We start from the raw sequence: 12662 nt of genomic DNA on the forward strand, positions 1-12662 counted from the left end.
AAGGATGGAACTATTAACAGATAAGAATGAATGCCCTGATGACAAAGATGGCTAGAATGCTTGTACTGTAAGGAGTCATTTTAACTCAGAGTATTACTTGGAGTAATTAGGAAGTAAGATAAATCTGAGCATATATTGAGCATTGATAATAAGTATAAATATATACTTTTAATGTGCAACTATGCACTTAATTAATTAATTTGAGCATTAATTGAGTATTTTTTGTAAAAATAAGGCTGAAGCTTTTGAAAAATAAAACTTTAAAGGTCATCATTGTGCGCCACGGTCAAAGCGGTTATAACACCGAGCGGCGCATCCAAGGACGCACTGATGCGTCAACATTAACCGAAAAAGGTCGTAAGGATGCAAGTCTAGTAGGCAAAGCCCTCAGCAATATCTTATTTAATACGATTTACAGTAGTCCTTTACAACGAGCGAAACACACAGCAGATATTATCCATAGTGAGTTAGCTACTCATGCTAAAAAATCTGCTGTAGTTCAAGTTTCTGATTTGCTATTAGAAATCGACCTACCTTTATGGGAAGGATTGCTGACTGCCCAAGTCAAGCAGAAATTTGCTGAAGACTACCGCACTTGGCATCAACACCCCGACGAACTGCGGATGCTGCTTAATGATGCAGAAGGAACAAGAGAACATTTTCCCGTTCTTGCTTTATACGAACAAGCACGGCAGTTTTGGCAAGAAATTTTGTCTCAACATCAAGGCGAAACTATTCTCATAGTGGGACATAACGGAATCAATCGCGCTTTGATTAGCACAGCGTTAGGAATCCCTCCCAGTCGCTACCACTCAATACAGCAATCTAACTGTGGTATCACCGTATTAAATTTTGCTGGCGGATTGGGCGAACCAGTCCAGCTAGAATCCTTAAATCAGACGCAACACACCGGAGAAACTCTACCTTCATTGCGACCGGATCATCAAGGAGTACGATTGTTACTAGTGCGTCACGGTGAAACCGACTGGAATCGCCAAACCAGGTTTCAAGGACAAATTGATGTCCCCCTCAACGACAACGGTAGACAACAGTCACAAAAAGCCAGCGAATTTCTTCAAGATGTAGAGATTGATAATGCTTACAGTAGCACAATGCTGCGCCCTAAAGAAACAGCAGAGATTATCTTAAAACAACATCCGAATGTAAAATTAGAATTGCAAGATGGTTTAAGAGAAATCAGTCATGGTCTCTGGGAAGGAAAATTAGAAACAGAGATAGAGCAAGAGTTTCCAGGAGAATTGCAGCGATGGCGGCTGATACCAACGCAAGTGCAAATGCCTGAAGGGGAAAATTTACAACAGGTGTGGGAGCGCAGCGTTGTAGCTTGGCAATCAATTCTGCAAGCAGCATCAAATAATCAATTCAAAACTGTATTAGTAGTAGCTCATGACGCTACTAACAAAACCTTGCTTTGTCACATTCTGGGTTTATCGCTGGAAAACTTCTGGAGTTTTCGTCAGGGTAATGGTGCAGTCAGTGTTATCGACTACCCTGCTGGCATCGATGGTTTACCAGTACTGCAAGCAATGAATATCACTTATCACTTTGGTGGAGGTGTACTAGATAAAACAGCAGCGGGAGCGTTGTGAGTGCTGTTAGCGGAAAGCTAAGGTTTAGCCCGTGCTGAGTTCTGAGTAAGAAGGAGTTAGAAGGAGTGAGGAGTGAGGAGTGAGGAATAAAGTTAGAAGCAATGACTGAAAAACAAATAACTTATCAGTAGCTAGACGTAAATAAATTAAAGTTTGTAGTAAGGACTTTAGTCCTATAATCCTTTCTTTGAGCGATGAATCGCTCACTACGAACTAGGATTTTACTTTATGTTTAATTATGCCTACCTACTTAACTCCTAACTCATAACTAAAACTTTTATGATTGAACTGCTGCAAAAAGTACGAGTAATTGACCCTGTTTCTGAAATTGACGAACTCTTTGATGTACTGATTGCTGATGGTTATATCCGAGAAGTGGCTTCGCACATTTCTGACATCAGTTCCGATACTCAAATCAGAGATTGTCAGGGATTAGTTCTCGGCCCTGGGTTAGTCGATTTGTACAGCCACTCTGGTGAACCTGGTTTTGAAGAACGGGAAACCCTCTTGTCTTTCTTACAAGCTGCTGCTGCTGGCGGCTTTACTAGAGTTAGTATTTTACCCGATACATCCCCAGTTATTGATAACCCTGCGCTTGTGGCATTGCAGCAGAAGAAAAGAGGGGGGACAAGGGGACAAGGGGGACAAGGGGGCAATTTTTCTCCCTTGTCTTCCCCCTCTTCCTTGTCTTCTCCTCTCCCCCTGCTCCATCTCTGGGGTGCGATTACTGTAGATATTGCTGGGAAACAGATGACGGAATTGGCAGATTTAGCGTCTGCTGGAGTTGTGGGTTTTACTGATGGTAAACCTTTAGAAAATTTGGCGCTGGTGCGGCGAGTGTTAGAGTATCTCCAGCCATTGGGGAAACCAGTAGCATTTTGGCCTAGCGATCGCCAGTTAACAGCCAATGGTGTAATGAGAGAAGGGACAAATGCTCTCCGTTTTGGTTTACCCCCAATACCCACCAGCGCTGAAACAACTGCGATCGCAGCTATGCTTGAATTGGTTGCAACCATCGGCACACCAGTTCATATCATGCGTGTTTCCACAGCTCGCAGCGTGGAATTAATTGCTTCAGCTAAAGCGGCTGGTTTACCCATCACCGCCAGCACCACCTGGATGCACCTTTTACTTGATACTAAAGCAGTTAAGAGTTATCACAGCAGCTTGCATTTAGATCCGCCTTTAGGTAATCCCAGTGATATGGCGGCGTTACGTACAGGGGTACGTGCGGGTGTAATCGATGCGATCGCTATCGATCACACACCCTACAGCTACGAAGAAAAAGTCCAAGCCTTTGCCGAAGCGCCTCCAGGAGCAATTGGTTTAGAATTAGCACTACCTCTTTTATGGCAATATCTCGTTGAAACTGAGGAATTTACAGCTTTAGAATTATGGCGGGCATTGAGTACCAATCCAGCAGAGTGTTTGGGGGAAAAAGTAAGTGCGATCGTACCTCATCAACTAGCGGAACTTACTTTATTTGATCCCCAGCAAACTTGGAAAGTCGAACGGAAAAGTCTTTATACACTTTCACAAAATACACCTTGGTTAGGACAACAGTTGAAAGGTCATGTTGTGCAAATCTGGTGTTAAAAAAACGCACTTCAAACCACTGAATAATAACTTGGCTATTTTATTGTGATTATATTGGCAAGTACACCCTAGTACTGCAAGGCGGAATTCAAAATTCAAAATTCACGCATTCAAAATTAATACAGCGTAAGCATTTACATTGGTTTTGAATGGGTGGTTTATTTACGCCGTACTGTACTAGCAAGGCAAACTAACACTTACAATAGTTCCTTTCTCAGGAATGCTATCGATTGTAAATTCACCACCATATAATTTAACTATATGTTGAACAATAGCCAGTCCTAAGCCAGAGCCTTGTTGCTCCCATAACTTTCGATTAAATTGTACAAAAGCTCCAATTTTACTAATCTCTTCAATTTTCATTCCTTTGCCATTGTCAATTACATATAAATTAAATTTGCTACCTTCTATCTTACTTAGAATTTGAATTTCGCTGCTTGGCAAAGAAAATTTGAAAGAATTATCTAGTAATTCTTCAATCAGAATACTCAAATTTTCTTCTGACAATTGTACTGTAGATTCTTGGATATCTAACTTTAAATCTTTTGATCTACAGTTTTCTTTAGCTTTTTTAAAAGCTATTTCAATAATAATCTTTTCAGCCAAACATCTATCTTTTTTTTCTTTGAATTGACGAGTTTTTTCGAGACTTTTAGTGATTAATTCCAGATTACTATATAATAAAAACCTTTGAACTAGTGCATTCAAGCGATTGGCAGATTTGTAAATTAATTCGGCAATTTCGACTTCTTCAGAGTCACGCATGAACTCACAATTTTGTATTAACAACTGTGACATACCGAGAATACCATTTAAAGGCGTATTCAGTTCGTGAGCTAATGAGTGAGCAATATTCATTCTCAGGTCGTCTAGCTTTGCTTGAGTTTGGCGCTCAACCAAAGCGTGTTTATCAAGACGAGAAGCGAACGCATTGAGTATATCGTCGATTTTTGGAGCAAGACAGCCTGTATACCTACCGCTTTTTGGAATTTGAGACGGGAACGCCAGCACTGAAATGGTGTCAACAGGAGATACCAGATATCATTTTGCTAGATTTTGCGTTGCCCGATCGGGATGGACTGAAGTTTATTCAGCAGTTTCGGGAATGCCATAGCAATACTCAAACTGCTGTAATTATGCTGACAGGACAAGGGGATGAAATTACTGCTGTCCGTGCGATGAAAAGTGGTGTGCAAGATTATCTGGTTAAAAAGAAACTCACATCTGAAGTTCTTCAAGGTGCAATTCATCATGCCATTGAGCGGATGGATTTGACTCGACAGTTAGAACAAAGTCGGCAACAACAGCAACTGATTGCTGCGATCACCTTACGGATTCGTCAGTCTCTAAAGTTAGAAGAGATTCTGCGTACCACAGCCACAGAAGTGCGGCAGTTTTTGAAAGCAGACCGAGTAGTGGTCTATCAATTTCAGCCGGATATGAGCGGTACAATTGTCGCAGAGTCAGTGCTTCCTGGTTGGACAGTGGCTCTGGGAAAGCAGATTCTAGACACCTGCTTTCATAAGGGAGCCAGAAGTGACTATCGTCAAGGGAAAAAACGAGCAATCGACGATATTTATCAGGCTGGCTTAAACAATTGTCATTTGCAGCTTCTAGAACAATTTGAAGTTAAAGCCAATCTAGTAGTACCTATTTTGGTCAAAGAGCAATTATGGGGATTATTAATTGCTCACCAATGTAGTGCGTCTCGTCATTGGCAATCAGTAGAACTAGATTTGTTAGATCGACTAGCGGTGCAAATAGCGATCGCCATTCAACAGGGAAGTGCGTATCAGCAACTACAGGCAGAACTAGCAGAACGCCAACGGACAGAAGCAGCCCTAAAAGCCAGTGAAGAGAAACTCAAGCTGACCCTGAGTTTTGCTGGTATTGGCTATTGGGAATGGAACCCAATCACTAATCAAATATTTGCTAGCGAGAATGCAATTCGCTGTTTTGGTTCCGATCTGAGTGATGTGAACTGGACTTATGAAAAGTGGCGGGATCAAGTACATCCAGAGGATCGAGAATGTATTGAGCAGCAACTGAGGCAGGCGATCGCCACACAAACCGATTATGCTGTGGAATATCGAATTGTCTGGCAAGATGGCAGCATTCATTGGGTATCGGTAAAAGGACGCGGAGTTTACGAAGCAACCGGAAAACTGTTGCGGATGCTGGGCGTGCTGATAGATATTACAGAACGCAAGTTCTCAGAGGAAGAGCGGCGGCGGGCCCAAATGCTGCGAATTGAATTACGTCTTCTGGAGCAAATTCTCGAAGTCGGCCTAGCAGGTTACTGGGATTGGGATATTCCGGGCAATCAGGAGTACTTGAGCTTAACCTTCAAGCAGATGTTCGGCTATGAAGATCGTGAATTGCCAAATACACCAGAGAGCTGGCAACGCCTGATTTTTCCAGAGGATTTACCAGGTGTTCTGGAACTTTTTGAGCAACACGTCCAAAGTCGCGGACAAATCCCCTTTTATAATGAGGTGAGATATAGACATAAAAATGGTTCTACCGTTTGGGTCATTTGTTCCGGTCGCGTTATTGCGTGGGATCGAGACGGCAATCCCCTGCGGATGATTGGTTGCCATATTAACATTACACAACGCAAACAGGCAGAAGCTCAATTGTTAGCGATCGCTAATTTGCAACAAGCTATTTTAGATGGCACTGACTATGCCATTATTTCTAATAACTCGAATGGCATTCAAACCTTCAACGCAGCTGCTCAGAAAATGTTGGGCTACACAGCAGATGAAGTTGTTCGGCAAATAAATCCATCTACATTTCACGACCCAGATGAACTCAAACAACGAGCAGCAGAACTCTCGTTGAAATTGGGTAGGGAAATTGCACCTGGTAGGGAATTTTTTACTATCGTCACTCAAGACGGAAATACCTATTAAAACGAATGGACTTACATTCGTAAAGATGGCTCTCGGTTCCCTGTATTTCTGTCAGTAAAAATTCTCCAGGATCTAGAAGGAAACAATATCGGCTTTCTGGGTATTGCCAAAGATATTACCCAGCAAAAACAAATAGAAACAGCCCTGCGAGACAGCGAACTCCGTTATGCAAATTTGGCAGAAGCGGCTCCTGTAGCTATTTTCCGACTGGATGCCTTTGGTAACTGCATCTATGCTAACGATCGCTGGAGTGAGATGACTGGTAGACCAACACAGGCAGCATTGGGGATAGGTTGGCTACAGGCTTTGCACCCAGAAGACGCCGAGCGTTTGGGCAGGGAATGGTCTCTAAAATTTGAGCAAGAACATGTTAATCCAAGGGAATTTTATCAGAGTGAGGGCAGACATCTACGCCCAGATGGCAGCATCAACTGGTTCTATGTCCAAGTGTTACCTGAAATCAACATCAACGACACCATTATTGGCTACATCGGCACGCTGACAGATATCAGCGAACAGCAAGCCGCGCTGCGCGAACGCAAGCAAGCAGAAGAACAGTTGCATCACCTCTCCGAACGGCTAACCATAGCTATCAGTTCTGGAGGATTTGGTATTTGGGAATATGATTTCGTCCAAGCAAGGCAGATTTGGGACGAGCGCATGTACCAACTATATGGAGTGAGCAACACTGATTTTAGTGGTTCTTTTGATGCTTGGTTAAACTGCCTACACCCAGACGATCGCCCTTATATGTTGGAAACTATAGAGCAAGTTCTGCAAGGAAAGCAAGAATATAATGTCGAGTTCCGCATCGTTCAACCAAGTGGGGAAATTCGTTATCTTAAAGGCTACGGCATTCTCAAGCGTGCCCAACAGGGTGAACCTGTACAGATGATTGGGGTTAACTATGATATCAGCGAACGCAAACAAGCCGAAGAGGAACTCATCCACAATCGGGATTTGCGAGAAGCAATTTTTAACGAATCTGCTGATGCCATCTTTCTAGTAGATCCGCAAACCTTGCTCACCCTAGATTGCAATCGGCGGGCAGTAGAAATGTTTGAGGCGCTTGACAACGCTGAATTGGTCGGTATCAATGGGCAGACACTCCAGTTGCGGCCATTCACTACCAACGAAACGGATGCGATCGTCAGAGATATGCACTTAAAAGGTTTCTGGAGCCTAGAGATTGAATATATTACTCTTCTGGGTAAGATTTTCTGGGGAAACATTGCAGCCAAGCCGATTACTGTAGCCGGACGCACCATGAATCTAGTTCGGATCGCTGATATCAGCGAACGAAAAGAGGCACAAGAGGCATTGGCGAAATATGCCCATGAGGTCGAAGATTTGTACAATAATGCTCCCTGTGGCTATCATTCCCTCGATAGCGAAGGCCGATTGCTCAAGGTCAACGAGACTGAACTGCAATGGTTGGGTTATACCCGTGAAGAAATGATTGGCCAAAGTCTGGTAAATTTTTTTACTCAAGCAAGTCGCTTGTCCTTCGTGCAAAACTATCCTCACTTCAAAAAGCAGGGTTCGTTGAAGGATGTGGAATTTGACATGATTTGTAAAAATGGCACAGTTTTCCCAGTGCTGGTAAGCGCTACTGCTGTTAATGATGCAGAGGGTAACTATCTATACAGCCGCACCACCCTGTTTGATATCCGCGAACGCAAACAGACCGCGCAAGAACTGGAAGAATCACGTAAAATGCTGCAAACTGTACTAGATACATTTCCGCAACGTGTTTTCTGGAAAGACCGCCAATCACGCTTTCTCGGCTGTAATCCAGCATTTATCGACCATTCTCAACTGACAGCCGATGAAATTATCGGCAAGACCGATTTTGAATTACCTTGGGCAAAGTTGGCACACCTTTACTGTGCAGACGATGAGATGGTGATGAATACTCGAACACCTAAGCTAGGCTATGAGGAGCCATTTGAAGGGGCTAATGGCGAACAACTCTGGCTACGAACTAATAAAGTTCCCCTGACCAATAGCGCCAAAGAGGTGATTGGCGTACTGGTATCTCACGAAGATATCACAGAACGCAAACAAGCCGAAGCACAATTGCGGCAAACGAATGAGCAGCTTGCTAACGCCAATATGGAACTTGCCCGTGCCACTCGCCTCAAAGATGAATTTCTCGCAAACATGAGCCACGAACTGCGAACACCTCTCAATGCGATTTTGGGTATGTCAGAGGGCTTACAAGAAAGTGTGTTTGGCTCCATTAATGAAAGACAAGTAAAAGCGATCGCCACTATTGAGCGCAGTGGCAGACATTTACTAGAACTAATCAACGACATTCTAGACTTGTCTAAAATTGAATCTGGCAAACTGGAACTGCAACTAAGTGATGTTTCGGTTAGGAGCCTGTGTGATACCAGCTTTGCTTTTGTCAAACAGATGGCTTTGAAAAAAAATATTCGTCTTAGTACTCATATTTATGACAATATTGGCAGCATCCAAGTAGACGATCGCCGCCTGCGTCAGGTACTGATCAACCTGTTAAGTAACGCTGTCAAGTTTACGCCAGAACGGGGATCTGTAACGCTAGAAGTCCGGCTGGAGGGGGCAGAGGAGCAGGGGAGCAGGGGAGCAGAGGGGCAAGGGAGCGGGGGAGCGGGGGAAGTAAATTCTGCCTCATCTTCCCTAGATATCTGCTTCTATATCACCGACACCGGCATCGGTATCGCCTCTGAAGAAATTGGCAAGCTGTTTCAGCCTTTTATCCAGCTTGACAGCAGCCTTAACCGCCAGTACAGTGGCACTGGTCTAGGTTTGGCACTGGTACAAAAGATTATTACCCTACATGGAGGAACAGTCTTAGTTAACAGTGAAGTTGGAAAGGGAAGTTGTTTTACCGTCCGTATTCCCTACCGTACCAGCGATCGTGTTCTCAGGACGCAGGTAACAACTCTATTACCCAGCTATCCCTTACTTGCTGAAAATGCTCAAGTTTTGATTATCGAAGATTCTGTGGCGGCAGCAGATCAGATTACTCGTTACTTCAGCGAGATGGGAATGCAATCCATTATCTATTCTCAAGGTGAAGGAGCTGTAGAAGAAGTGTTGCGAGTTCAACCTGCTTTAATCATTCTCGATCTGCAACTACCGAATCTATCGGGTTGGGAGGTGCTAAATCAACTCAAGACCAATCCAAAAACCAAAGATATTCCAACGATCATCATTTCAGTTATGGATGAGCATAGTAAAGGGCTGGCTCAGGGAGCGTTTGAATATCTGGTCAAACCGATTACCCGCGCTCAACTTCAGGTAACTATAGAGAAACTACAACATCCTGCCCCTTCTGACTCGCCAAATCTAATTGTAGTGCCAGAAGTCTTTCTGGAGAATCCTTTGATTTTGCTGGCAGAAGATAATCAACCAAATATTCATACGATGTCTGCCTATCTTGAAAGTCGAGGGTATCATCTCATTTTGGCAAATAATGGACAACAAGCTATTGAGCTTGTGAGAGTTCAATGCCCCGACTTAATAGTGATGGACATTCAAATGCCGGGAATGGATGGGTTAGAAGCAATCCGCCGCATCCGTAACGATCGCCAATTTGTGCATATTCCCATAATTGCACTAACGGCATTAGCTATGCCTGGCGATCGCGAAACTTGTTTAACAGCTGGAGCTAACGAATATTTGACCAAACCCGTAAAACTTAAACAGCTTGTAACCACAATTCAACAACTTTTACGAAGGTAACGGAAATTCTCGATGGATAGTCAACTCTCTATTTTAGTAATCGATGATGAACCCGATAACTTTGATGTTGTTGAAACCTTGCTGGATGGTGAAAACTACCAGTTATACTACGCTCCTAGTGGTCAACAAGCTCTAAATCGCCTCGATAGTTTTCAGCCCGATCTGATTTTATTAGATGTGATGATGCCCGATCTCGATGGGATGGAAGTTTGCCGACGCATCAAAGCCGATTCACAATGGCAAGCAGTGCCAATCATTATGGTGACAGCATTAACCGATAAAGAAGATTTGGCTCGATGTCTGGCGACGGGTGCAGATGACTTCATTAGTAAACCAGTCAATGGTGTGGAATTACGAGCTAGAGTTCATTCCATGTTGCGGATTAAGCAGCAATACGACAACATGCAAGTATTGCTCAAACTACGAGAAGACATGGTAAATATGATTGTGCACGATCTGCGAAATCCACTTACCAGTATTGTTTTAGGCGCAGAAATTCTACGGTTGTCAGGTTTGTCATCTGAACAGTATCAAAGAAAAGTAGATCAAATTTTAGTTGCTGGACAACAACTACAATCGTTGATCGATAGCTTGCTGATCGTAGCAAAGCTGGAATCTGGGAAAATGGTTCTCAATTACACAGAAGTAGACCTTTGTACGCTGTGTATAGTCAGCATTGGCAGATATTGAGGCGATCGCAAATCAAAAGAACCTGACTTTGATACGCGAACTACCCGAACCTGGTGGCATTGTTGCAATAGATGCAGTTATCTTTCGTCGAGTGCTGGATAATTTGCTCTCCAATGCCATTAAGTTCTCCCCGTCCAAGTCTCAAGTTACCCTACGGGGAGAGTATTTAGCAGCAGGCGGTGTAAAAGTGCAAGTCGCTGATTCTGGTTCGGGAGTAAGTCTGGAGTTACGACAAATCATTTTCGAGAAGTATGAAATTGGAACTTCGATACCAGAAGTTTCGCAAATTGGTTTAGGATTGGCTTTCTGCAAAATGGCGATCGAAGCCCATTCCGGTTCAATTACTATTGAAGATAATTATCCAAATGGTAGTATCTTCACTGTACTACTCAAAAATAAATAATTAACTCTCAAGCTACTGCATTTAAGAATTTATAGTATGCTCTTTCTGCTAATGTGACATCTAGTATGAATGGCTTGTCATTACCTATTTGAACAATTTCTAAATGGGGAAAGTCCTTTAGGCAATTATGTTTGCACACCAAATTCTTCTGGATCTACGCCCCAATTTACCCAGCTAATTGCTTCACGCGCTGAGTTCATATTTGGTGGAACTCGCAAGGCGTGAATAAACCCTGTACTAGGGCAAGTCATTTTTAATAAATAAATCGGCTCGATATCCACATTGTTATCAATTCCTAATAGTGTATATTCATGCCAATTATCTAATTCAATAGCTTGCAATTCTTCGCAAATTCTAGCGTAACCGATACCCTGAATTAGTACTCGCCGTAGCTCTGCGTTTTCCTCTGATAAAAGCCATTGAGATTGCCATTGTTCAGGGTGGATCTTACCATATTTTTCAGGTAAGGTTACATCGTGATAGAAGTAAAGGCTAAATCCATCGGCATACTCTATTGCGGGTTCGCCTTCCGCGTGGAGGCGATTTTGATTGTCAAAGCGCAGGTGAAGGGGGCGATCGCATACTATACAAATTTTTTCAAATGTAAAAATCCAACCACAATCCTTAATTATCGCCTGAAATAAATTCCATTTTCTTGAGTTATGAGTACAATTTAACACTGAAATACAAAAATCCTTATCAATTCCATTAAGAAGAATTTTTGTAGGGGAAATACAGCAATCTACTAATGATGCTACATCTTGCTCTGTATCATCTAATTCATTTATTAAAGGTATACCTAAATACAATAAATCTTGCCTTAATAAAATATAAGCATCGCTAGAAAATTCTGCACTTAATTTATTAATAATTTCTATATGTAGCTGTTGATATATCTCACGCAAACCAAAAATTAACTTCCATAATCCTTGATATAACTTATATTCCAATTTGCTCTTCAAGCCACCATTAATAGCAGCCCAAGCAGCATAGGGACTATCAAAAAATAAAATCTCAGGCTTAGATAATCCCACAAATACATAAGCAGCTTTTACCACCTTGGCCGCTTTTTCACGATCAATCCGCTCAGTTGAAAACGCGATCGCTCTCCACTTCTCCCGATAAACTGGAATCAAAGCCTCTTGCTCAGGCGTTAACTTTTCAATCAGCGACATATCGCCAACCTTCAGGCTCGTATTCCCGTTGAATTTTCACTATCCAATCACCTTGGGGAATAGAAATAGCTTTATGCTCCTCATGGGCAAGCAATGCCGACTCTGAAAACACACGTAAATAAAGTGTGCTATCTTTCTCGTATAATTCGGCGTTTCCCTCAGTAATGCGATGCTTATGCCCCGTAACTTCGCCTTCTGCCAAAGTTAAGTGAGGTATTTTTTGTCCTTCAACCTGCTGCACAGGTAGTAAGATAACATCACCCTGACGAATTGGTTGCATAGTTTTGCTTTCCTGATATAGGTATAAATGCTACTTCGCTTTTCCTCTCAAGTTTGGTTTAATTTTGGCACAAGCTTTATTAAAGTGGGGCATTGGGCATGGGGCATGGGTCATTGGGCATTGTGAAGAGGAAGGATAAGGAGAAAGACTTGTTATAAGCACTCACTCAAGTCACCTTGTCTCCCTGTCTCCCTGTTCCTTGCTTTCTCATCTTCCATGCCCAATGCCCCATGCCCGATGCCCAATTTCCCAATTAAAGAA

Annotated in this window: 5 protein-coding genes and 2 pseudogenes; 4 read left to right on the plus strand and 3 right to left on the minus strand. The window is 42.7% G+C overall.

Annotation, left to right across the window (positions count from 1 at the left end; all coding sequences use genetic code 11):
* Window positions 1-245: 245 nt before the first annotated feature.
* Both RMY64_RS24860 and RMY64_RS24865 read left to right on the plus strand, forming a co-directional pair.
* Window positions 246-1610, plus strand: a complete 1365-nt coding sequence (locus RMY64_RS24860; RefSeq protein WP_322672902.1) for a histidine phosphatase family protein — start codon at window positions 246-248, stop codon at window positions 1608-1610.
* A gap of 279 nt (window positions 1611-1889) precedes the next feature.
* Window positions 1890-3206: a dihydroorotase gene (locus RMY64_RS24865; RefSeq protein WP_322701406.1), complete on the plus strand. Its 1317-nt coding sequence runs from the start codon at window positions 1890-1892 to the stop codon at window positions 3204-3206.
* A gap of 177 nt (window positions 3207-3383) precedes the next feature.
* On the opposite strand, the gene RMY64_RS24870 is transcribed toward RMY64_RS24865, so the two are convergent.
* On the minus strand, window positions 3384-4106 hold the full coding sequence (locus RMY64_RS24870) for a HAMP domain-containing sensor histidine kinase (RefSeq protein WP_322701407.1): 723 nt from the start codon (window positions 4104-4106) through the stop codon (window positions 3384-3386).
* 83 nt (window positions 4107-4189) lie between these two features.
* Between RMY64_RS24870 and RMY64_RS24875 the strand changes: the two are divergent.
* Window positions 4190-9853 (plus strand): annotated as a pseudogene (locus tag RMY64_RS24875) (PAS domain S-box protein).
* Between the two features lie 12 nt (window positions 9854-9865).
* Window positions 9866-10946 (plus strand): annotated as a pseudogene (locus RMY64_RS24885) (response regulator).
* Between the two features lie 125 nt (window positions 10947-11071).
* Here RMY64_RS24885 and RMY64_RS24890 read toward each other — a convergent pair.
* Together RMY64_RS24890 and RMY64_RS24895 are read right to left on the minus strand one after the other, a co-directional pair.
* Entirely contained in the window at window positions 11072-12121 is a 1050-nt protein-coding gene (locus RMY64_RS24890) for a DUF6745 domain-containing protein (protein ID WP_322701408.1), read from the minus strand.
* Window positions 12108-12401, minus strand: a complete 294-nt coding sequence (locus RMY64_RS24895) for a hypothetical protein (protein ID WP_322672895.1) — start codon at window positions 12399-12401, stop codon at window positions 12108-12110. Before RMY64_RS24895 ends, RMY64_RS24890 begins: the two co-directional genes overlap by 14 nt.
* Between the last annotated feature and the right edge of the window lie 261 nt (window positions 12402-12662).

This window comes from Nostoc sp. DedQUE08 (assembly GCF_034530895.1).
Taxonomy (GTDB): Bacteria; Cyanobacteriota; Cyanobacteriia; order Cyanobacteriales; family Nostocaceae; genus Nostoc.